Below are 21,235 nucleotides of genomic sequence, written 5' to 3'. Positions count from 1 at the left end.
ATGATGGCGGTCAGATGGCCGCCATTTTTTGAGCGGGGCTCAGGGGCTTCGTTTCGACGCTCTTGCGGCCCATTCGCGGTTCAGCACGGCGTAGATGCATTCGTCGCCCCATATGCCGTTGAAGCGATCATTCTCGATCAGAAGCGCCTCGCGGCGCAGGCCGAGCCGTTCGACGACACCGACCGAGCCGGCATTTTTCGCATCCAGCCGTGCAAAGATCCGGTGGAAGCCGAATTTTTCGAAACCGAGGGTAATCATGGCTTCCGCCGCCTCGGTGGCATAACCCTTCCTGGCATAGGCTGGGTTGGAGGTATAGCCGAGCTCGGCCTGAAGTGCGACCTTGCTTGCGAATGTCAGGCTAACGTCACCCACCAAAGCGCCATCCTCCCGCCGTATGACAGCGCATAACAGCGTATCTCCGTCCTCGGAGAAAGGGGAGCTCAGGCGGATATCGAAACGCTCTCGCAAGACCTCAAGCGAAGGTGGATCGCGGTAGAGGAAACGATATATCTCCGGCAGGGAGCGGTAGGCGCTGTAGGCGGCAAAATCCTCCGGCACAAAGCGGCGAAGGATAAGACGACCGGTCGATGCCAAAGGTTCTGCGTCGTCGATGGACGTCATCGGGAATCCTCTGAAAGGATATCCGGAAATTGATCCTCCCGGCCAAAACCGGGAGGACACGACTGAGATCGAAGGCTTACTCCGTGTCTGCGCTTGACAGCGTTTCCAGCGTTGGCATCGAGGTGATGTTATAGCCGGCATCCACAAAATGGACTTCGCCAGTCACGCCTGCTGCCAGATCCGACAGGAGGTAGAGCGACGACGAGCCGACCTGATCGATGGTGACGGACTTGCGCAGCGGCGCGTTGCGCTGGTTCCAAGAGAGGATGGCGCGGGCGTCGGAAATGCCGGCGCCGGCGAGCGTGCGGATCGGACCGGCGGAAACGGCGTTGACGCGAATGCCGCGCGGGCCGTAGTCCGCAGCGAGATAGCGGACGGAAGCCTCGAGTGCCGCCTTGGCGACGCCCATGACGTTGTAGTTCGGGATCACGCGCGTCGAACCATTATAGGTCAGCGTCAGCATGCTGCCGCCTTCCGTCATCAGTTCGGCGGCACGCTTGGCAACCTCAGTGAAGGAGAAGCAAGAAATCACCATCGTGCGGGTGAAATTCTCCCGCGTGGTGTTGGCATAGAGCCCCTTCAGCTCGTTCTTGTCGGAAAAGCCGATGGCGTGGACGATGAAATCCAGCTTGCCCCAGCGCTCCTTGATGGCGTCGAAGACGGCATCGACCGAAGCGAGATCCTCGACATCGCAAGGCAGTAGGAAATCCGAGCCGACTTCGGCTGCGAGCGGCTTGACGCGCTTGCCGAGCGCTTCGCCCTGAAAGGTGAAAGCCAGTTCAGCGCCTTCGGCGGCCAGTGCCTTTGAAATACCCCAGGCAATCGAATGGTTGTTTGCGACGCCCATGATGAGGCCGCGCTTACCCTGCATAATTCCCGTCATTGCCTTATCCGTTATAGCGCTGGAATACGAGCGTGGCGTTGGTGCCGCCGAAGCCGAAGGAGTTCGAAAGAGCGATATCGAACTTGGCATTGTCGATACGCTTGCGCACGATCGGCACGCCTTCGAATTCCGGATCGAGTTCGGTGATATGGGCGCTTTCGCCGATGAAGCGCTCCTGCATCATCAGGATCGAGTAGATCGATTCCTGAACGCCCGCTGCGCCGAGCGAATGGCCCGTCAGCGACTTGGTCGACTGGATCGGCGGGATCTTGTCGCCGAAGACTTCGCGGATCGCGCCGATTTCCTTGCTGTCGCCCACCGGCGTCGATGTGCCGTGGGTGTTGATGTAGTCGATATCGCCCTTCACGGTGGCGAGCGCCTGGCGCATGCAGCGCACGGCACCTTCGCCTGACGGCGCGACCATGTCGTAACCGTCCGAGGTAGCGCCGTAGCCGATGATTTCGGCATAGATCTTGGCGCCGCGTGCCTTGGCATGCTCAAGCTCTTCCAGAACCAGCACGCCGGCGCCGCCGGCGATGACGAAGCCGTCACGCTTGGCGTCATAGGCGCGCGAGGCGGTTTCCGGATGGTTCTCATTGAAGTCCGACGACATGGCGCCCATGGCGTCGAAGAGGTTCGACATGGTCCAGTCGAGATCCTCGTGGCCGCCGGCGAACATGACGTCCTGCTTGCCCCACTGGATCATTTCGGCAGCATTGCCGATGCAGTGCGCCGAGGTCGAGCAGGCAGACGAGATGGAGTAATTGACGCCGTGGATCTTGAACCAAGTCGCAAGCGTGGCCGAGGCCGTCGACGACATCGACTTTGGCACGGCGAAGGGGCCGATGCGCTTCGGGCTGTTGTTCTTGCGGGTGATGTCGGCAGCTTCGATCAGCGTGCGCGTCGACGGGCCGCCGGAGCCCATGATGATGCCGGTGCGCTCGTTGGTGATATCGCTTTCCTCAAGGCCGCTATCGGCGATCGCCTGCTTCATGGCGACGTGGTTCCAGGCACCGCCCTGCGACAGGAAGCGCATGGCGCGGCGATCCACCAGGTCGGTCGTATCGATCTTAGGCGCGCCCCAGACCTGGCACTTGAAACCGTGCTCGGCGAAATCGGGGGAGAAGGAAATACCGGATTTGGCGTCGCGCAGCGAGGCGGTCACTTCTTGAGCATTGTTTCCAATCGAAGAGACAATACCCAGACCCGTAACAACTACCCGTCTCATGTCGATGACCTTTTCTAAAACATCTGTCTTTGTGGAGGCGGCGGTGCCGCAGTTCAGGCAACCTTGTCCTTGGACAGGCCCACGCGCAGGTCCGTCGCCTGATAAATGGTCTCGCCATCGGCCTTCAGCCAGCCGTCGGCGGTGCCGAGGACGAGGCGGCCGCGCATGACGCGCTTGAAGTCGATGCCGTATTCGAGAAGCTTCGTGTCCGGACGAACCATGCCCTTGAACTTCACTTCGCCAGTGGAAAGCGCCATGCCGCGGCCGGGCTCGCCGAGCCAGCCGAGGAAGAAGCCGGTCAGCTGCCACATGCCGTCGAGGCCGAGGCAGCCCGGCATGATGGGATTGCCGGCAAAATGGCAGGGGAAGTACCAATCATCGGGACGCACGTCGTATTCGGCGCGAATATAGCCTTTGTCGAAGGCTCCGCCCGTTTCGGAAATATCTGTAATGCGATGGACCATCAGCATCGGTGGCAGGGGAAGCTGTGCGTTGCCCGGGCCGAACAGTTCGCCGCGGCCACAGGACAGGATTTCCTCGTAATTGAAGCTGGATTGTCTCGTCGTCATAAAAATTCCGTTTCCCCCGCATGAATGCCGATGGATGTGAAGCTTTAGTGCAAGATCGACAGAAAATGAAGCGTAACCATCACACTCTCATTCAGCCGTTCGATCGAACACAGTAGCTCCTATGTGGTGGTCGCATACAGGAACGCCAGAGCTGCTACCAGTGCCAAATGCGGCAAAAGCCCGATTTTTCCGGCTTTTGAGCGCCTTCCCACCCCATGGAAACTATTGAAAGCAATCAAGGCAAAAGTTATATGGCTTAGTAAAGATTATAGAGATCAGGAATCCGGAGTCCCTGAATGGCGGAAGAAGCCGAAATCGCGATCGAAACCAGGCTGCGCAATGTCGGCCTGAGACCGACCCGACAGCGGATCGCACTGGGAGACCTCCTCTTCGCCAAGGGCGACCGGCATCTGACGGTGGAAGAACTGCACGAGGAAGCCGTTGCCGCCGGCGTTCCGGTTTCGCTCGCGACCGTCTACAACACGCTGCATCAATTTACCGAGGCGGGCCTGATCCGCGTGCTCGCCGTCGAAAGCACCAAGACTTACTTCGACACCAACGTCTCCGACCACCATCACTTTTTCGTGGAAGGCCACAACGAAGTGCTGGATATCCCGATCAGCAACCTGACGATCGACAATCTGCCCGAACCGCCGCAGGGCATGGAAATCGCCCATGTCGACGTGGTGATCCGCCTGCGCCGTAAGCAGAGGCAATAGGAAATAGAATTGTTTCATAGCGTCCCGCTATTGCCCACTGCCTAATTCCTGATGCCTCGCGTCTACATCACATCGTCCGGATGCCGGCCTGGCTTATGGTGATAGGTCGGAAAGGTCCAGCCGAACCAGAGCGCGCCGCCGCGCACCGCGAAGGCCGCGATCACGCCCAATCCCGCAGAGACATAAAGCGGCAGCGTCGTCGCATTGGCGGCGGTGAAGACGCCGGCGCCGACGATTGAGGCCGTCACATAGATTTCCGGGCGCAGCAGGACCGAAGGTTCGTTCGCAAGCAGATCGCGCAGGATGCCGCCGAAGGTTGCCGTCAGCGCGCCGGTGACGATCGCAACGGTGGGCGAGCCCGTGGCTGCCATACCCTTGGCCGCTCCCATCACGCAGTAGGCCGATAGCCCCACGGCATCGAGCCAGATGAGCAGCCGATAGCGCGATTCGAAGAGATGAGCGGTGAAGAAGACCAGAACGCCGACCATGGCGCAGATGATGATATAGGTCGGGTTCAGCACCCAGAAGACCGGCACCCGGCCCAGAACGATATCGCGCAACGTGCCGCCGCCGATACCAGTGACGGCCGCCAGGAACAGGAAGCCGATCAGATCGAGCTGCTTGCGCGAAGCCGCGAGCGCGCCGGTTGCGGCAAAAAGGGCGACGCCGGCATAATCAAGAAACGAGAGAAGCGACATCGAAAACTCCAACGGGAGGCCGGCAATTTTTCCGAAATGAATCACGACGGCAAGGGCCGCGCAAGCAGGCGCGTGCAAAGATGTCGCAGCGGCTGCGGCTGCTATCGTGGCCGTAACGGCGCTTCGAAAAGGAATCCCCCGTGAAATCCCTGCTGATCGTAATCCTCAACCTCTTCGCTCTCGTGATCATGCCTGCCGTGGCCGAGGCGCAGCAATCGATCCTGCAGGACCCCGTGGCCTTCGAGAAGGATCACTTCACCAAAAGCTGCGACGGCCAGGTGAGCTTCGGCGATCATTTCGCTACCCAGCAGGACATCAACAACGACAAGCTGATGGATATCGTCATTAATGAGGGCGAGATCACCTGCAAGGGCGAAAAAGGCCCCTACTGCACGGACGAAGGCTGCCCCTACAATTTCTACGTCCAAGTGGCCGAGGGCGGCTATCTGCTCGTCGCCACAGCGAAGATCTACGGCTACGATTTCATCCAGCGTTTCGGCAACATGGTGCTGGTCATGAAAATGCATCCGCGCTTCTGCGACCGCAAGGATGGCGAAGCCGCTTGCGAAATCACCGTCAGGGTGCGCGGCGTCAAATTCGTCACCATATCTCAGAAATAGAATTTGCGGTGCGTGCACGTCATTCGGCCCGGACATGTGGCGACGGTCCGGCCACATAATATTATGGTCCGGGATAGAGTGCCGAGGTTCGGCCGACCGCGTAATAGCCGACCAGACCGACCCATTCGCGCAGGCCCGTCGCCAGCAGTTGGGCATTGCGTGATGGCTGGGTGAAATCGAGGCCGAGGCTTTCCTTGCCGGTGCTGCGATAATCGACCGGCCAAGGCACGACATCGATGCCCTGTTTGCGGAAGATGCCCATCGAGCGCGGCATATGGAAGCCCGAGGTGATGAGCAGGCAATTCGAAAGACCGTTCTGCGCCAGCAGCTCCTTCGTATTGACCGCATTCTCAAAGGTTGTGCGTGAAGTCTTGTCCTCGACCATGCGGCTTGTCGGAATGCCGAGTGCAGTGAAGAAGCGTTCGGAAATCACGGCATCGCCCTCATAGGTGCCGCCGATCGAGCCATCGCCGCCCGAGATCACGATGCGTGACTGCGGGTATTTCTGCGCGAGACGCAGCGCTTCGATCAGCCGATCGCCGGCCGAGTCAAGCTCATAGCCGCCGCGCGCCGTCGTCACTTCGTTTTGCGTGGCGCCGCCGAGAACGATCATGCATTTGAGATCGGCGGGATCGGCTGCGGGGTGCGGAAAACGCTCTTCCAGCGTCTGAACAACATAAGCGCCGGCCGTCGTATACAGCGAGACGAACAGGATCAGCGCCGACAAGAGCGCCGAGGTGATGACGGTAGCGCGCCAGCGCAGCAGTGCGGCGATAAATGCCAGCAGGACAAACAGGAAGGCCAGCGACAGCGGCTGACCGAAAATCCAGACAAGTTTCGAAAAAACGAACACGGCACATCCTTACGCTTGTCGGCAAAACGATTCGTTTTCCTCCCTAGCAGATTTTGTGCGCTGCAATGTGGCTATTTCGCTCGCCGCGCCGTCGGGGCCGCCACCGTCAACCGCTGCCTGAAGCGGCGCCGCAGCGGGCGAGGGATGAAAAGAGTGATGAGCGCGACTATTGAAACCAGCCCAAAGCGTCCGGCGCCAAAGGTGCGGGCGAGGAAAGCTCCGACGATAGCGCATGATATCATGCCGTTCCAGGGCACGATCTGCACCCTCTCGGCAAGATTCCGGTCGCCCAGCAGAAAGCGGCCAAATCGCGAGAGCCCGCCGATCCGCCGCATTGCCGAAATCCTCTGCTTGTCTCTTAGAGCAACCTTTTCCTTGCAAATGCTCTGCCAGAACGAGACTTCAGATAGGCCTCAAATTCAAGAGCACGGTATTTGTCAGGAAAGGCAGAATACCAGAGGAGAACCCACGGCATGAACTTTGCGGTGTGGGTCGACTTACCAGCATTGTGGTCGGCAAGCCGCTGCTTAAGATCCGAAGTCGATCCGGTATATTGCTGGTCGGGAAAATCCACGCTTTGAGGGATGTAAACGTACCACATCCGCCCCTCGCTCAATTGGCGTCCGGTGATTCGAACGCAAATTCTATATGCAATCGAGCTTATCGCTGTATCTGGAAATATCTGGTGGGGATTTCAGCCCGTCGTCGCCCTACAGGCTTTGCCGGGCACTGCTTCGGCCTAACGGTTTTCCCACGGCTGCGCCACGCGAAGCCCGTAAGGGCGAAGCGTGGTGGAGCTAAGCGGGATCGAACCGCTGACCTCTTGCATGCCATGCAAGCGCTCTCCCAGCTGAGCTATAGCCCCATCAAGATGGTGCCGTTTGACCGGCCCTGGGTCCCTTCCGAGCGCTTCGCCCGTCGGGGTGGCGGCTTATTACTTGTGGTTTTCACAGATAGCAAGCCGAAAAATTCGGCCCGGGAAATTTTTTCTTGCACCGGGCCGACTGTCTTTCAGATCAGACGTCGTCTTCGTCGCCGGTGACGCCGATGATGTCGCTCATGTCGTCATCATCTTCATCTTCGTCGGCTTCGAGGAAGGTGTCGTCATCATCGTCGCCGATTTCGACGTCGTCATCGCCAATATCCGGAATGTCATCGCCGCCGGCAGCATCGTCGGCATCCTCGAGCGAGACCAGCTCGACTTCCGTGTTTTCGGTATCGACTTCGGCCACTTCGTCTTCTTCCGGAACTTCCTTGGAAGCGGAGGTTTCCTCGAAGAAGGACAAGGGCCAGGACTTGCCGGTATAGGGCGAGACCACCGGGTCCCGGTTTAGGTCATAGAACTTCTTGCCGGTATCGGGGTCGGTACGTTTTGTTCCAAGTTCCGCTTTCGCCACTGTCAAAGCCTCATGAATGGCCGAATGAAAATTCGGCAATGCCGGGGAAGCCGGCGTTTTAAGGGAAATATCAGCCGGTCCCCTTAATCGTTGCGGCCGTTTCTGTCAAAGCTAAACTTCAAGCCGCCTCGCACGTGCTTTTTGCGCATGGCGGGATGACTGGGGAACGGGCCTGTGCTAACCAGCTGGCGTGAACCGCAGAACATCTGGCGCAAGAGCAACGCAGCCAGCACAGAATGCGGATGGAATACCGGCATCGCAAAGGAATTGCCCATGCCGCACGATACCCTTCCCCAACCAGCCGTGGCACGACGCTCGGCCGGCCTTTCCGGCACGATACGCATTCCCGGCGACAAATCCATTTCCCATCGCTCCCTCATGTTCGGCGGCCTTGCCGCAGGCGAAACCCGTATCACCGGCCTGCTCGAAGGCGAGGATGTGTTGAATACCGGCAAGGCCATGCAGGCTTTAGGCGCCACAATCCGCAAGATCGACGACGAATGGATTGTCCGCGGAACCGGCAATGGCGGGCTACTGGCCCCGGAGACACCGCTCGATTTCGGCAATGCCGGCACCGGTTGCCGCCTCACCATGGGCTTGGTCGGCTCCTACGATTTCAAAACAACCTTCGTCGGCGATGCTTCGCTGTCGAAACGGCCGATGGGCCGCATTCTCGATCCGCTGCGCCGCATGGGAACGCAGATCAGCGCCGCTACGGGCGACCGGCTGCCCGTCTCCCTGCATGGGCCAGGTGTAGCGAGCCCGCTGACCTATCGCGTACCGATGGCTTCGGCGCAGGTCAAATCGGCGGTGCTGCTGGCGGGCCTCAATGCGCCCGGCATGACAACAGTCATCGAACCGGTCATGACCCGCGACCACACGGAAAAAATGCTGGCCGGTTTTGGCGCAGCGCTTTCGGTCGAGAGCGATGCGGCGGGCGTCCGCACCATTCGCCTTGAGGGTCAGGGCAAGCTCACCGGCCAGACGATCGATGTCCCCGGCGATCCCTCCTCCGCGGCCTTCCCGCTGGTGGCGGCATTGATCGTGCCCGGCTCCGACATAACCATCCGCAACGTGTTGATGAACCCGACGCGCACCGGCCTCATCCTGACGCTGCAGGAGATGGGCGCGGATATCGAGATGCTCGACCGACGCATGACGGGCGGCGAGGATGTCGCCGATCTCCGCGTGCGCTCCTCTGCGCTCAAGGGCGTCACCGTGCCGGCCGAGCGCGCGCCGTCGATGATCGACGAATATCCCGTGCTGGCCGTCGCGGCTACTTTTGCAGAAGGCACGACCATCATGCAGGGGCTGGACGAGCTTCGGGTGAAAGAATCCGACCGGCTTTCGGCCGTCGCCGAGGGCTTGAAGCTCAACGGTGTCGACTGCATCGAAGGCATAGATATGCTGACGGTTCAAGGCAGGCCTGACGGCAAGGGTCTCGGCAACGCCGGCGGTGCCAAAGTGAGTACCCATCTCGATCACCGCATCGCCATGAGTTTTCTCGTCATGGGACTTGCGAGCGAACATCCTGTCACGATCGATGATTCCGCCATGATCGCCACCAGCTTTCCGGATTTTTTTGCTATGATAACAAGATTGGGCGCGACGATCGAAACTTAAGCCCGGTAGACCGTGCCATTGGCCATTCGAAGCCTTGTCACACAGGGTTTCCCGGCAGGGTTCCCTGGGAATGGCACAGCAAACGGACCGACGCCATGTATCAGCCGCCCCATCACCGCGAAGACGATCTCGACACGCAGCACCAGCTGATCCGCGCGCATCCGCTGGGGCTGCTCATCACGGCTGGTGACGGCGGGCTGATCGCCAATGCCGTGCCATTTCACCTGAATGCCGAGCTCTCGCCGAAGGGAACGCTGCAGGCGCATGTTGCCAGGGCGAACAGCCAGTGGAAGGAGATTGCGGCCGGCGCGCCCGTGCTCGTCGTCTTCCAGGGTGCCGATACCTATATCACGCCTTCTTGGTATGCGACAAAGCGGGAGACCGGCAAAGTGGTGCCGACCTGGAACTATGCGATCGTGCAGGTGCGCGGGAGCGCGCGAACGATCGACGACCCCGCCTGGCTGCGCGCGCAGATCGGCGTGTTGACCGGCGAGAACGAGAGCGATCGTGCGCAGCCCTGGGCGGTGGAAGATGCGCCGCCAGAGTTCATTGCCGCCCAGCTGAAGGGCATTGTCGGTATCGAAATCGACATCGAGACGATTGACGGCAAATGGAAGGTGAGCCAGAACCGGCCGCTGGCTGACCGACAGGGCGTGGCCGAAGGTCTTGGCGCAATCGATCGAACAGATGCCGCCGAGATGGCCGATCTCGTGCGTCGCTACAGCAAAAAACGAGATATCGGGTAGGGACGGAAGAAGACATGATCATCGCCATCGACGGACCAGCGGCTGCCGGTAAGGGAACTCTGGCACGTCGGATCGCCGAGGCCTATGGCTATCATCATCTCGATACCGGCCTCACCTATCGCGCCACCGCCAAGGCCCTGCTCGATGCCGGACTGCCGCTCGACGACGAAGCAATTGCCGAAGGCATGGCGCGCAAGGTCGATCTCGCCGGGCTCGATCGAGCCATTCTATCCCGGCACGAGATCGGCGAGGCCGCATCGAAGATCGCCGTCATGCCGGCCGTGCGCCGCGCTCTGGTCGAAGCGCAGCGCCGTTTTGCGCAGAAGAAGCCGGGCGCCGTGCTCGACGGCCGTGATATCGGCACCGTGGTCTGCCCGGATGCGCCGGTAAAACTCTATGTGACGGCTTCGGTCGAAGTCCGGGCGAAGCGGCGCTACGAAGAGATCATCGAGGCCGGCGGCAGTGCCGATTACGATGCCATTTTCGAGGATGTGAAGCGGCGCGACAAGCGCGACATGGGCCGCACCGACAGCCCTTTGAAACCAGCTGAAGAGGCGTACTTGCTAGATACCTCAGAAATGAGTATAGAAGCGGCGTTTCAGACGGCAAAATCGATCATCGACGCTGCTCTGAGCCGAAATGCCTGAAAATTTGAGCTGTCTTCGCGCGCCTCGCGCCGGAAACTGCCGATTTCAAGATAGCCTGACATTCCGTCCAAGCGCCGGATAGCTTCCTTAAGGGAGGCGGACTGGGGTCAGGCCTGTTCAACGCGAACCACCGGCGCATCAGTGTCCAGATTGCATGATCGGGACACGCCAGGAGATTTTATGTCTGTAACTTCCCCCTCTCGCGAAGATTTCGCGGCCCTTCTTGAAGAATCCTTTGCCAAGAACGATCTGGCTGAAGGCTATGTCACCAAGGGCATCATCACCGCCATCGAAAAGGATGTCGCCGTTGTAGACGTCGGCCTCAAGGTCGAAGGCCGCATCGCGCTGAAGGAATTCGGTGCACGCGCCAAGGACGGCACGCTCAAGGTTGGCGATGAAGTCGAAGTCTATGTCGAGCGTATCGAAAACGCGCTTGGCGAAGCCGTTCTCTCGCGCGAAAAGGCTCGCCGCGAAGAAAGCTGGATCAAGCTCGAAGCCAAGTTCGAAGCTGGCGAGCGCGTTGAAGGCGTCATCTTCAACCAGGTCAAGGGCGGCTTCACCGTCGATCTCGACGGCGCTATCGCCTTCCTGCCGCGTTCGCAGGTCGACATCCGTCCGATCCGCGACGTCACCCCGCTGATGCACAACCCGCAGCCCTTCGAAATCCTCAAGATGGACAAGCGCCGCGGCAACATCGTCGTTTCGCGTCGTACGGTTCTGGAAGAGTCCCGTGCCGAGCAGCGTTCTGAAATCGTTCAGAACCTCGAAGAAGGCCAGGTTGTTGACGGCGTCGTCAAGAACATCACCGATTACGGTGCGTTCGTTGACCTCGGCGGCATCGACGGCCTGCTGCACGTCACCGACATGGCATGGCGCCGTGTGAACCATCCGTCGGAAATCCTGTCCATCGGCCAGCAGGTCAAGGTACAGATCATCCGCATCAACCAGGAAACCCACCGTATCTCGCTCGGCATGAAGCAGCTCGAGAGCGATCCGTGGGATGGCATCCAGGCCAAGTATCCGGAAGGCAAGAAGATCTCCGGTACGGTCACGAACATCACCGACTACGGTGCGTTCGTCGAGCTGGAGCCGGGCATCGAAGGCCTGATCCACATCTCGGAAATGTCCTGGACCAAGAAGAACGTTCACCCCGGCAAGATCCTGTCCACGAGCCAGGAAGTCGAAGTCGTCGTTCTCGAAGTCGATCCGACCAAGCGTCGTATCTCGCTCGGCCTGAAGCAGACGCTGGAAAATCCGTGGGCAGCATTCGCCCGCAACCATCCGGCTGGCACCGAAGTCGAAGGCGAAGTCAAGAACAAGACCGAATTCGGCCTGTTCATCGGCCTCGACGGCGATGTGGACGGCATGGTTCACCTCTCCGACCTCGACTGGAATCGTCCGGGCGAGCAGGTCATCGAAGAGTACAACAAGGGTGACGTCGTCAAGGCTGTCGTTCTCGACGTCGACGTCGAGAAGGAACGCATCTCGCTCGGCATCAAGCAGCTCGGCAAGGACTCGGTTGGTGAAGCTGCTGCTTCCGGCGACCTGCGCAAGAATGCAGTCGTTTCCTGCGAAGTCATCGCAGTCAACGACGGCGGCATCGAAGTGAAGCTCGTCAACCACGAAGACATCACCTCGTTCATCCGCCGCGCCGATCTGTCGCGTGACCGTGACGAACAGCGTCCGGAGCGTTTCTCGGTTGGTCAAGTTGTCGACGCTCGCGTCACCAACTTCTCCAAGAAGGACCGCAAGATCATGCTGTCGATCAAGGCTCTGGAAATCGCAGAAGAGAAGGAAGCCGTTGCTCAGTTCGGTTCTTCCGACTCGGGCGCTTCGCTCGGCGACATCCTGGGTGCGGCTCTGAAGAACCGCAACGCCGAATAATCCTCGGTCGAAGCCTGAAAACAAAAAACCCGCCGGAGCGATCCGGCGGGTTTTTCTTTGTCCGCTCTGCGACGTCTGCGCCTGCTATTCCATTTTGGCGCTTTATTCCCAGGTCACCATGCGCCGATAGAAATCGAAGGCGTGGTCTTGAAGCGGGTCGCGCAGAGGCTGCGGCAAGGCAACGAGTTCCGGTCTGACGTTATCGTCCTCCGCAGAGGCCGGGCCAGCTTCCGCTTCGTCGGATGCCTCGCCCTCTGCCTGTGCCGACGATTCCTCTGCATGGGCCTGCTCTTCATCCTGATCTTGCGGGTTCTCCTCGTCCTGAGCTTGTCCGCCCTCCTCATCGCCGACGGGATCGACGCGATTGAGCAGCTTCGACTCGCTATTCTTGGCGGAAGTGTCGACCGGCAAATAGTTAGCCACGACGAAGGGAACGCCGAGTGGCAGGGGCGCCGACATCGTCGCCTGCTCCGCAGCCTCATATACCGCCACCGGCGTTGCAGGCGACGTCTGCGACGGCGGCTTGCCGGAAGCGATGGGAAGAGCACCGGATGTTTCGGGCCCTTCCGCCAATGACGCCGGCAGGGCCGCCACTGCGACCGGGCGATTGGAGCCTTCGTTAACGATCGGCGGCTGTGTTGACGATGCCTGCGTCGCGCTATTGCCGGTCAACGCCTGGGCGATGATCTTCTCCACGGAAGAGGAGGGATTGTTGATGATCTGCAAAAGGTCGGGATCGGCCGCCATCGCGGGCGGACTGATGACGACCTGCAGGCCCTGTTTGATGTCGGCTTCTATCTGCTGGATATCGCGCGGCACCGGCGGCGGCGTCAGCGGCGACCGGATCAATGCAATTTCGGTCGGGAGGTCGACTTCGGCTGCGATTGCCGTCAGATCATCGACAAGAGAAGCGAGTACGGAAGGCTGGACAGTGGCGGCCGCCGTAGCGGCAGCGCTGCCGGCAGGCGTGGCTTGCGGGGCGGCGGGGCCGTTTTGCGCGACCGTCTGCGCTTGGGTCGGCTGTGCTTGGGCCGCTTGTGCGGAAGCCGGCGCGGGTTGAGATTGTGCGGGGATGCCCACTTGCGGCGTCTGCTGCTCCGCAGGTTCTGGCTGCGCGGCGGGCTGGGCCGTCGCCGGTGTAGCCACAGCAGGCGCAGGTGTCGGGATAGCGGAAGCCGGTTCGTCTGCAGCAGCGGCGAGCGCCGTTGCCACGGCGGCTAGCTCGGCCGCCTTCTGCAGCGGGGCTGATACGGGTGTCTGGGAGGCTGGCGTTTCCACTTGGCCGGCATTCTGCCCATAGGAATTGACGACTGCCTTCAGCACGGCATCCGGCTCGGCTACCGACGTCTGCTCAAGGCTGAGAGCCAGCTGCACCGCCTGCGGACTTTCCGGGTCCTGCAACGCCGCTGCCAGAACCGGCAATGGCACCGGCGTCCTCATCTGCCCATCCATACGCTGCTGCGCGGTGGCGAGCTGTGGCGGCGTCAGGCTGCGGATTGCGGCGGCAACACGCTGGGCATAGGCGGCATTGCTTTCGCCCGGCTCACGGGAAACATTCACCACCTTGCTGGCGGCATCGATCGCGGAAAGCAGACTGTCGAGCATGCGTTCGCGAGCCGCGACCAGCAGCATGTTCAGCTTGCCCTCGACGCTGGCATTAACGGTACTCGACAGAACGGCGAGCGGCGTTGCCGTCGTCTGAAGCCCGGAGGTCTCGGCCGTTGCGGCGATCGGCTTCTCAATGGATACACCCACAGCGGACACGGCACCAACGGGAAGCAACATGACATGCTCCTTTGTCTGGCAAGGCGACGATGGAAGCGGGAAGCAGGTTCAATCGAGGTCCGCTCATGCGGCCTGTGGACTTCCTAGCGCCGAGTGGCCGAATTGGCGAGGCGCGAACGCGCAGACCTGGAAATCATCCGCAAAATAGCAGTCAAGTCCTTAACATATCCCTAAATAAAGGAGCCGATGCCGCTTGCGCAGCACCGGCTCAGGAATTCCTGTCGCAAGCGAAGCAATCAGCTATGCGCGAAGATATCCGCCTCTTCCCAGCCGAGAAGGTCGAGCTTGGCACGCGTCGGCAGGAATGCGAAGCAATCATCGGCATAGTCCATGCGGCCGTCGCGCAGCAGGCGCTGGGTCAGCTTCTCGCGCAACGCGTGGAGATAGAGTACGTCGGAGGCAGCATATTCGAGCTGCGCCGGGGACAGCGTTTCCGCGGCCCAATCCGACGACTGCTGCGCCTTTGAGATATCGACGTCCAACATCTCCTTGAGATTGTCCTTCAGGCCGTGACGGTCGGTATAGGTGCGGCAGAGGCGCGAGGCGATCTTGGTGCAGAAGACCGGGGTCGTGGTGACGCCAAACGTATGAAACAGGACGGCGATGTCGAAGCGGCCGTAATGAAAGATCTTCTGATGCGTCGGGTCGGCGAGCATGGCGACGAGATTGGGCGCCTGCTTCTGACCGGCGGCGATGCGGATGATATCGGCCGTGCCGTCGCCGGGCGAAAGCTGCACGAGGCAAAGCCGGTCACGGCGTGGAACGAGGCCGAGAGTTTCGGTATCGATGGCAATAGCGCCGGTGTAGCGTGCGGCATCCTCAGTGGAAATATCGCCTTCGTGATAACGGATGGTGGCAGCCATGAGATTCTCCCGGCTCTGTCCTTCTGAATTCGCTTTTCGTCCGTTCTATAGAACAGACGGGGTGAGAACCATACCGGCGCCTGTCAAAAAGTCGGCGGCGTATTGATCCAGAGCAATATGGTCTCACCATCATGGCGGTTGCGCCAGGAATGATAACGGCGGCTTTCAAAATAAAGCGAATCTCCCGGCAGTAGATCGAAGAATTGATCGCTGTCGAGCACCAGTTCCAGGCGACCGGCGAGAACATGGATGAACTCTTCTCCCTCGTGCCGATAGGCGCCTTCGCTTGTCGCACCTGGCGCGAGCACGAAGCGATGGCAATCCATCATCGTCGGTCCTTCGGCAAGAAGCTGGACAGTGACGCCCGGCGTCGTCGCTGGCCAGGAACGCCATTCGCCTGACCGGATGAGTGCGGGAACATCCTCGCGCTCCTCACCAGACAGGCGCGATACCGTTGTGCCATAATAATCCGCGAGGTCATGCAGCGTCTTGAAACTGACACCCTGCGAGGTGCGCTCCAGGGTCGAGAGCGTCGACGACGTCATGCCCATGTCGGCGGCGACTTGCTCCAGCGTCTTGCCGGCGGCGTGGCGCAGCGAGCGAAGTCTGCGGCCGATATCCGAAGAGGCCAGTTGCTCGCCATTCTCCGATCCGGCGGCACCGCCCTCCTCCATCTCGAGCGCTTCGCGAATCGCCGCCGGATTGAGGCCACGCTCGGCGCGGAACCAGGAGATGCGCTTCAGCCGCGCCACGTCGTCGGCGCTGTACTGGCGGTGCCCGGTCTCGGAGCGGGAGGGGACGACAAGCCCCTGGCTTTCCCATAGGCGCAAGGTGGAGGCCGATACGCCGGCAAGACGCGCCGCTTCCGCCACCTTGTAGCGCACGGGGTAGCGCTCCGGCTCGATGCTGCTCATTTGCCAATATCCCTGATTTTCGTCTTTCGATCCGTTTAGCATGGATGGCGCGGCTTAGCGCGCCTTAAAAGCTGCGCGGCGCTCCATGGGAGCCTTTCGCACATTCTTGTCACCCGCACAAAATCCCGCTTGAAATCTTGCAGGAAAAATGTAGGAGTTTTCTAAATAACTTGCAGAACTTCTGCAAGATAATTCGAAAACGCCTTCCTGGGAGCCCCTGCAATGATCCTGACCGAGCGGAAGAACGCCGCCATTTCTCGCGGCGTCGGCATGACGACGCAGATCTACGCCGACCGCGCTGAAAACGCCGAGATCTGGGACAAGGAAGGCAATCGCTATATCGATTTTGCCTCCGGCATCGCCGTGGTGAATACGGGCCATCGTCATCCCCGCGTCATTGCTGCCGTCAAGGAACAGCTCGATCGCTTCACGCATACCTGCCACCAGGTCGTACCCTATGAGAGCTATGTTCATCTGGCCGAGCGGCTGAACGCGATCGTCCCCGGCAATTTCGCCAAGAAGACGATCTTCGTGACGACAGGCGCGGAAGCGGTCGAAAACGCCGTGAAGATCGCCCGCGCCGCCACCGGCCGCTCCGCCATCATCGCTTTCGGCGGCGGCTTCCATGGCCGTACCTTCATGGGCATGGCGCTGACCGGCAAGGTCACGCCCTACAAGATCGGCTTCGGCCCGATGCCGGGCGATGTCTTCCATGCGCCCTTCCCCGTGCCGCTGCACGGCATCAGTGTCGAGCAGTCGCTGGCGACGCTGAAAAAGCTCTTTGCAGCCGATGTCGATCCGCAGCGCGTGGCCGCGATCATCCTCGAGCCCGTCCAGGGCGAAGGCGGCTTCTATCCGGCGCCGTCAGCCTTCATGAAGGCGCTTCGCGAGATCTGCGACCAGCACGGCATTCTCCTGATCGCCGACGAGGTACAGACCGGCTTTGCGCGCACCGGCAAGATGTTTGCGATGGGTCACCATGAGGTGGCGGCCGATCTCGTTACCATGGCAAAGAGCCTCGCCGGCGGCTTCCCGCTTGCCGCCGTCACCGGCCGCGCCGAGATCATGGATGCACCCGCTCCAGGCGGCCTTGGCGGCACCTATGGCGGCAATCCGCTCGGCATCGCCGCAGCCCATGCCGTGCTCGACGTTATCGCAGACGAGGGTCTGTGCGACCGCGCCAACCAGCTCGGCTCGCGCCTGAAACAGCGGCTGGAATCGCTGCGCGACAAGGTGCCTGAAATTGCTGATATCCGCGGCCCCGGCTTCATGAATGCGGTGGAATTCAATAATGCGGCGACCAAACTGCCGAGCGCTGATTTCGCCAACAAGGTGCGGCTGATCGCGCTCGACAAGGGGCTGATCGTTTTGACCTGCGGCGTCTTTGGCAATGTCATCCGCTTCCTGTCGCCGATCACCATTCAGGACGGCATCTTCAGCGAAGCCCTCGACATTCTCGAAGCATCGCTGATCGAGGCGAGCGCCTCGCATTAACGAAGCCGACCCGCGTATTTCCCTTATCCGTCCGTGCAGCCTGCCAGGCAAAATCTATCGGAGTGCATAGCATGTCCTTTACAACAGCAATGACCAAGCATGTTCCCTTCTCTTCGCGCCTCCTGCGCGCCGCCGGCTATATCAACGGCGCCTGGACGGGCGGCGGGGCGACGAAGACCTTCGATGTCATCAATCCCGCGACCGGCGAAGTGCTTGCCTCGCTGCCGGATATGGGCGCTGCCGAGACGGCGGCCGCCATCGATGCCGCCTATATCGCCCAAGTCACCTGGGCCGCCCGTCCTGCCAAGGAACGAGCAGCAACCTTACGCAAATGGTTCGATCTCATGATCGCCAACGCCGATGAGCTGGCCGCCATCCTGACGGCCGAGATGGGCAAGCCGCTGCCGGAAGCCAGAGGCGAAATCCTCTACGCCGCCTCCTATGTCGAATGGTACGCGGAGGAGGCCAAGCGCATCTATGGCGAAACCATCCCCGCGCCTTCGAACGACAAGCGCATGGTCGTCATCAAGCAGCCGGTCGGCGTCGTCGGCACGATCACGCCATGGAACTTCCCGGCCGCCATGATCGCCCGCAAGATCGCGCCGGCCCTTGCCGTCGGCTGCACCGTCGTCTCGAAGCCCGCCGAGCAGACGCCGCTGACGGCGATCGCGCTGGCCGTGCTTGCCGAAGAAGCGGGCATTCCCGCTGGCGTCCTCAACATCATCGTCGGCCTTGACAGCCCGGCCATCGGCCGCGAACTCTGCGGCAATGCGAAGGTGCGCAAGATCAGCTTCACTGGCTCGACGGAGGTCGGCCGCATCCTGATGCGCCAGTGCGCCGACCAGATTAAGAAGGTCAGCCTCGAGCTTGGCGGCAATGCGCCCTTCATCGTCTTCGATGACGCCGATCTCGACGCCGCCGTCGAGGGGGCCATGGCTTCGAAATACCGCAATGCCGGTCAGACCTGTGTCTGCGCCAACCGCATCTATGTGCAATCCAGCGTTTACGACGCCTTTGCCGCCAAGCTTGCCGCGAAGGTCGGCGAACTTAACGTGGGCGACGGCTTCAAGCCGGGCGTGACCGTTGGGCCGCTGATCGACGAACAGGGTGTCGCCAAGGCCGAAGACCATGTGCGGGATGCCGTCTCAAAGGGTGCTCGCGTCGTGCTCGGCGGCAAGCGCATAGAAGGCACCGGCACATTCTTCGCTCCGACCATCCTGACCGGTGTCGACCGGAGCATGAAGGTTGCCCGCGAGGAAACATTCGGTCCAGTTGCACCGCTCTTCCGCTTCGACACCGCCGAGGATGTCATCGCACAAGCGAACGATACCGAATTCGGCCTTGCGGCCTATTTCTTCGCCGGCGACCTGAAGAAGGTGTGGCGCGTGGCGGAAGCGCTGGAATACGGCATGGTCGGCATCAATACCGGCCTGATGTCGTCGGAAACGGCACCCTTCGGCGGCATCAAGCAATCCGGCCTTGGCCGCGAAGGCTCGCGCCACGGCGCCGACGACTATCTGGAAATGAAATACCTCTGCATCGGCAATCTATAGCCGGCTATCAGGTTGAGGTGATGTGAATGCGGCCCTGCCACAGCCGGGCCGCGCTCAGCCGGTCGCTGTAGAAGGCTCCAGTATCGAGATTGAGCCTGAGACCATTGACTTCGGCCCGCTGGACTGGCGTGTGGCCGTGGATAATCAACTTCGGCAGTGGCTGTGCGCTGTCGTAGAAGCGGGAGCGGATGAAGACGAGGTCGTCGTCTTGCTGATCGGCAATCGACCGATCCGGATCGATGCCGGCATGGACGAACAAGGCCTTCGGCGTGTCCAGCAGGATCGGCAGGCGGCGCAGGAAATTGACATGATCGTCCGGCAGCCAGGTTCGGATGAACGTATCGAGCTTCTTCCGCTTGGGATATAACTGCTGTAGACGAGGGATATCCACGCCATAGGAGGCGAGTGTCGCATCACCGCCAAGCGCCACCCAATCCTCGAGCGATATCTCACCATCGACATAGGCTAGCATCGCCATCTCATGATTGCCGGTGAGGCATATGCGGTCGAAACCGTTCGGCGGCGGCGCCATGAGGCGGCCGACCACCTGCGCCGACGCGGGACCACGATCGATGAAATCCCCCAGCATGATGATGAGCTTTCGGCCGGGAAGCCCCGCCGCGTCTGCAAAAATCTTGCGCTCCAGTGCACTGAGGAGATCGTAACGGCCGTGGACATCACCGATGACGTAGGTGGGCATGTCGAGATTTTCGAGCCACTCCCGGCGCCGACGGTGGCCAAAGCCATTGGCCATTTTTTCGCGTATCCTGGATGCCGCCATGAAACTGCCTTTCGAGCGTACACCCCGGAACGCCTCAACTGTGTCTGCAAAAAGGACTCAAAAGCGACGATTCTTTGCCAGAAAGGCGGAAATCATCGCTGATGATGGTTCCACGGCAGACCTCGGCCTGCGACACCAACCCGCCTTGCGGCAAAGCGTCCCGAACGGCGCCTTTATGCATGGAGAAAGTTGACAGTGCGTATCCGCAATCTTATCGCGCTGACCACGTCGGCGCGAGAAATTCCCGCCGTTCAACCCGAAAAAACATGAGTGCCGGGCAGCTTCAGCATATTGGCTGCCGGATTGCCGACGCAAACAACATGCCTCAAATTGGAACGTACCATTCATGGCGCCTGTAAACTTATCGTGAAACCCTGATGGAAACGACGACAGCGCTCCAACTCTGCCGCTTCCTGCATGACGCGTCCCTGATGTTTCTATGGGGCGCCTGTGCCTATCTATCTCTGTTCGTGCCGAGAGCGCTTGCCGACACCGTCTGGCGTATAGCTGCAAAACCGCTTTTGCTGATCGTTGCGATTGCGGTTTTAACGGCACTGGCCGCATTGCCGGTGACGACGGCGAATATCGGCAACGGCTGGAGCGATGCGCTCAATGCCGACATGATGCATGACGTGGTTTTCGAAACCACGGTCGGGATTGCATGGCAGGCACAAGTGCTGGCGGCCATCGTGATGGTTTGCACCTTGCTGTTGCCGCAGAGCCGGCGCCGCCATGGGCTGACCCTGGGCGCCGGCCTCGGGCTCGCCTCGCTGTCACTGACCGGGCATGCCTCGATGCTGGAAGGCTGGGCGCGGCAGGCGCACCGGGCCAATGATATCCTGCATGTGCTTGCAGGTGGTGGCTGGCTGGGGGCGCTGGTGCCGCTGATCCCTATCCTCAAGCTTCTCGGGCGGCCGGAATGCCGGGCGGAAGCGCAAGTGGCGTTGCGCCGGTTCTCCAATGCCGGGCACATAGCAGTCGCGCTCGTCATCCTCTCCGGTATCGTCAATACGCTGCTGATCCTGAAACGCCTGCCGACGGACTGGTCTTCGTCCTATCAGAAGTTGCTTGCCATCAAGATCGCGCTGGTCGCCGTCATGGCGATGCTGGCCATCATCAACCGCTACGTCTTCGTTCCCTGGATCGGCCGCAAGCCGGCTCGCGCGCTGCTGGCCCTCCGGCTTGGAAGCATCGCCGAGATCGGCATCGGCATTGTCGTCATCGGGCTCGTTGCCGTCTTCGGCATGCTGGAGCCGGTCTAGAGCCGTTTCGCTTTTCTTCGAATCGCGAAAATGCTCTATCTCCTTGTTTTACGCAGTTCCTGAGGGAAAACCGCTACGCACTTTTCCTGGAATCG

At 60.6% G+C, this 21,235-nt stretch carries 21 protein-coding genes and 1 tRNA gene; 9 read left to right on the top strand and 13 right to left on the bottom strand.

Translation table 11 applies throughout. The features are described 5' to 3' along the window. Positions 1-39 precede the first annotated feature (39 nt). The 4 genes from FBZ97_RS32520 to fabA all read right to left on the bottom strand — a co-directional run bounded on the left by FBZ97_RS32520 (position 40) and on the right by fabA (position 3,301). Entirely contained in the window at positions 40-621 is a 582-nt protein-coding gene (locus FBZ97_RS32520; RefSeq protein WP_113397395.1) for a GNAT family N-acetyltransferase, read from the bottom strand. Positions 622-697: 76 nt separating this feature from the next. Then, positions 698-1,504 carry an enoyl-ACP reductase FabI gene (gene fabI / locus FBZ97_RS32515; RefSeq protein WP_112722932.1) on the bottom strand — a complete coding sequence of 269 codons (807 nt, stop codon included), beginning with the start codon at positions 1,502-1,504 and terminating at the stop codon, positions 698-700. A gap of 4 nt (positions 1,505-1,508) precedes the next feature. Beyond that, positions 1,509-2,732, bottom strand: a complete 1,224-nt coding sequence (fabB, locus tag FBZ97_RS32510; RefSeq protein ID WP_112434869.1) for a beta-ketoacyl-ACP synthase I — start codon at positions 2,730-2,732, stop codon at positions 1,509-1,511. Positions 2,733-2,785: 53 nt separating this feature from the next. After that, a complete protein-coding gene (fabA, locus tag FBZ97_RS32505; protein WP_015338264.1) occupies positions 2,786-3,301 on the bottom strand; it encodes a 3-hydroxyacyl-[acyl-carrier-protein] dehydratase FabA in 516 nt (171 codons plus the stop codon). A gap of 296 nt (positions 3,302-3,597) precedes the next feature. Between fabA and irrA the strand changes: the two genes are divergently transcribed. Further along, complete coding sequence (irrA, locus tag FBZ97_RS32500; protein WP_113332404.1) at positions 3,598-4,020, top strand: iron response transcriptional regulator IrrA; 423 nt, start codon at positions 3,598-3,600, stop codon at positions 4,018-4,020. Positions 4,021-4,082: 62 nt separating this feature from the next. On the opposite strand, the gene FBZ97_RS32495 is transcribed toward irrA, so the two are convergent. Further along, positions 4,083-4,718 carry a trimeric intracellular cation channel family protein gene (locus FBZ97_RS32495; RefSeq protein ID WP_113354148.1) on the bottom strand — a complete coding sequence of 212 codons (636 nt, stop codon included), beginning with the start codon at positions 4,716-4,718 and terminating at the stop codon, positions 4,083-4,085. A gap of 140 nt (positions 4,719-4,858) precedes the next feature. Between FBZ97_RS32495 and FBZ97_RS32490 the strand changes: the two genes are divergently transcribed. Beyond that, a complete protein-coding gene (locus FBZ97_RS32490) occupies positions 4,859-5,338 on the top strand; it encodes a hypothetical protein (protein ID WP_113332405.1) in 480 nt (159 codons plus the stop codon). A 61-nt stretch (positions 5,339-5,399) separates the two neighbouring features. Here FBZ97_RS32490 and FBZ97_RS32485 read toward each other — a convergent pair whose 3' ends face one another. From FBZ97_RS32485 to FBZ97_RS32465, 4 genes are all read right to left on the bottom strand, one after another. Then, entirely contained in the window at positions 5,400-6,191 is a 792-nt protein-coding gene (locus FBZ97_RS32485; protein ID WP_113354150.1) for a YdcF family protein, read from the bottom strand. Between the two features lie 358 nt (positions 6,192-6,549). Beyond that, the gene (locus FBZ97_RS32475) at positions 6,550-6,792 is read right to left on the bottom strand and encodes a GIY-YIG nuclease family protein (protein ID WP_113354151.1); all 243 of its coding nucleotides are present in this window, start codon (positions 6,790-6,792) and stop codon (positions 6,550-6,552) included. 188 nt (positions 6,793-6,980) lie between these two features. Continuing rightward, positions 6,981-7,056: transfer RNA gene (locus FBZ97_RS32470), tRNA-Ala, on the bottom strand. A 151-nt stretch (positions 7,057-7,207) separates the two neighbouring features. Continuing rightward, the gene (locus FBZ97_RS32465) at positions 7,208-7,588 is read right to left on the bottom strand and encodes a TIGR02300 family protein (protein ID WP_095436113.1); all 381 of its coding nucleotides are present in this window, start codon (positions 7,586-7,588) and stop codon (positions 7,208-7,210) included. A 273-nt stretch (positions 7,589-7,861) separates the two neighbouring features. Here FBZ97_RS32465 and aroA point away from each other — a divergent pair, with 273 nt between their 5' ends. The 4 genes from aroA (at position 7,862) to rpsA (ending at position 12,488) form a co-directional block, all read left to right on the top strand. After that, positions 7,862-9,211, top strand: a complete 1,350-nt coding sequence (gene aroA, locus FBZ97_RS32460; RefSeq protein ID WP_145324223.1) for a 3-phosphoshikimate 1-carboxyvinyltransferase — start codon at positions 7,862-7,864, stop codon at positions 9,209-9,211. A 95-nt stretch (positions 9,212-9,306) separates the two neighbouring features. Further along, the gene (locus FBZ97_RS32455; protein WP_145324225.1) at positions 9,307-9,957 is read left to right on the top strand and encodes an FMN-binding negative transcriptional regulator; all 651 of its coding nucleotides are present in this window, start codon (positions 9,307-9,309) and stop codon (positions 9,955-9,957) included. Positions 9,958-9,971: 14 nt separating this feature from the next. Beyond that, complete coding sequence (cmk, locus tag FBZ97_RS32450) at positions 9,972-10,604, top strand: (d)CMP kinase (protein ID WP_113354153.1); 633 nt, start codon at positions 9,972-9,974, stop codon at positions 10,602-10,604. Between the two features lie 180 nt (positions 10,605-10,784). Then, positions 10,785-12,488 (top strand): 30S ribosomal protein S1, encoded by a 1,704-nt coding sequence (gene rpsA, locus FBZ97_RS32445; RefSeq protein WP_112722941.1) that lies wholly within the window; start codon positions 10,785-10,787, stop codon positions 12,486-12,488. Between the two features lie 102 nt (positions 12,489-12,590). On the opposite strand, the gene FBZ97_RS32440 is transcribed toward rpsA, so the two are convergent. The 3 genes from FBZ97_RS32440 to FBZ97_RS32430 all read right to left on the bottom strand — a co-directional run bounded on the left by FBZ97_RS32440 (position 12,591) and on the right by FBZ97_RS32430 (position 16,050). Then, positions 12,591-14,273, bottom strand: coding sequence for a hypothetical protein (locus tag FBZ97_RS32440; RefSeq protein ID WP_145324227.1), 1,683 nt, complete (start codon positions 14,271-14,273; stop codon positions 12,591-12,593). A 236-nt stretch (positions 14,274-14,509) separates the two neighbouring features. Next, positions 14,510-15,136 carry a ribonuclease D gene (locus FBZ97_RS32435; protein ID WP_095433486.1) on the bottom strand — a complete coding sequence of 209 codons (627 nt, stop codon included), beginning with the start codon at positions 15,134-15,136 and terminating at the stop codon, positions 14,510-14,512. A gap of 83 nt (positions 15,137-15,219) precedes the next feature. Next, positions 15,220-16,050: a MerR family transcriptional regulator gene (locus FBZ97_RS32430; protein WP_113354155.1), complete on the bottom strand. Its 831-nt coding sequence runs from the start codon at positions 16,048-16,050 to the stop codon at positions 15,220-15,222. Positions 16,051-16,272: 222 nt separating this feature from the next. Between FBZ97_RS32430 and FBZ97_RS32425 the strand changes: the two genes are divergently transcribed. Beyond that, entirely contained in the window at positions 16,273-17,544 is a 1,272-nt protein-coding gene (locus FBZ97_RS32425; protein WP_145324229.1) for a 4-aminobutyrate--2-oxoglutarate transaminase, read from the top strand. Positions 17,545-17,615: 71 nt separating this feature from the next. After that, a complete protein-coding gene (locus tag FBZ97_RS32420) occupies positions 17,616-19,097 on the top strand; it encodes an NAD-dependent succinate-semialdehyde dehydrogenase (RefSeq protein ID WP_145324231.1) in 1,482 nt (493 codons plus the stop codon). A gap of 7 nt (positions 19,098-19,104) precedes the next feature. On the opposite strand, the gene FBZ97_RS32415 is transcribed toward FBZ97_RS32420, so the two are convergent. Beyond that, positions 19,105-19,851 carry a metallophosphoesterase gene (locus FBZ97_RS32415; RefSeq protein ID WP_173004675.1) on the bottom strand — a complete coding sequence of 249 codons (747 nt, stop codon included), beginning with the start codon at positions 19,849-19,851 and terminating at the stop codon, positions 19,105-19,107. 404 nt (positions 19,852-20,255) lie between these two features. Here FBZ97_RS32415 and copD point away from each other — a divergent pair, with 404 nt between their 5' ends. Then, complete coding sequence (gene copD / locus FBZ97_RS32410) at positions 20,256-21,140, top strand: copper homeostasis membrane protein CopD (protein ID WP_113396099.1); 885 nt, start codon at positions 20,256-20,258, stop codon at positions 21,138-21,140. Positions 21,141-21,235 lie beyond the last annotated feature (95 nt).

Source organism: Rhizobium sp. ERR 942 (assembly GCF_007828395.1).
Lineage (GTDB): Bacteria > Pseudomonadota > Alphaproteobacteria > Rhizobiales > Rhizobiaceae > Rhizobium > Rhizobium dioscoreae.
This window is presented reverse-complemented; position numbering and strand designations above follow the sequence as displayed.